This window comes from Streptomyces sp. 13-12-16, assembly GCF_002114215.1.
In the GTDB taxonomy this organism is placed as follows: Bacteria; Actinomycetota; Actinomycetes; order Streptomycetales; family Streptomycetaceae; genus Streptomyces.
Map to the genome: position 1 here is coordinate 1,398 of NZ_NCTE01001490.1, position 761 is coordinate 2,158.

Consider the following 761-nt stretch of genomic DNA (forward strand, 5'->3'; position numbering starts at 1 on the left):
CCTGGCGGCGGTCGTCCCCCGAGGCAGAACCAGGAACTGGCGCCCCCCGACCACCCCTTAGCAACGCTCCTGTCCCCGCCGTTCCCGCGGGCAGTCGTGCCTCCCCCAGTGCCTCAGGGGCCTGGGAGGTACCCCCAGGGGCGGCACGGGTGGGCGATGGGGGTCCCCCCGCTCGAGCGAAGCCGAGAGTGGGGGAGGCACCCCGCAAGCGCCGGGCCGCGCGAACACCCCCCGGCCGGCACCCACGCCGGGCGCCCCGCACACCCCGGCCCACCCCGCACGGACGCCTCACGACCCGTCCCCCACAAGCCCCGTCTGCACCTGCAAGGTCTTGCGCCGGGCGATCCGGACCGCCCGCCCCGGAATCAGCTCCCGCCCCTTCACGCTCCCGAACAGGTACCCCTCACTCGGCGGACACGACATCAGCAGCCCCGGCGTGTTGACCTCCTGCAACCGCCGCAGCAACGACTCGTTGAGCCCTCGCCCGGCCCCCGCAGACGACCGCGCCACCACCAGGTGCAGCCCCACCTCGTGCCCCAGCGCCAGATGGTCGAGCAGCGGGGCGAACGGCTGCGTCATCGGCCCGCCGCCCACCATGTCGTAGTCGTCGACCAGGATGAACAGCCGAGGCCCCTGCCACCAGTCGCACAACCGCATCCGCGACGGGGCGATGTCCTCCCCGGGAACCCGCTGCTTGACCGCCCGCGCCGCCCCGTCCACCAGGTCCCGCAGCATGTCCAGGGACACGGCGTGCCCCCGCC

1 pseudogene is annotated in these 761 nt (G+C 74.5%); it reads right to left on the bottom strand.

Going from position 1 to position 761, the window contains the following annotated elements:
* Window positions 1-288: 288 nt before the first annotated feature.
* Window positions 289-761: pseudogene (locus B7767_RS43265) on the bottom strand (secretion protein EccC); the annotation flags it as partial.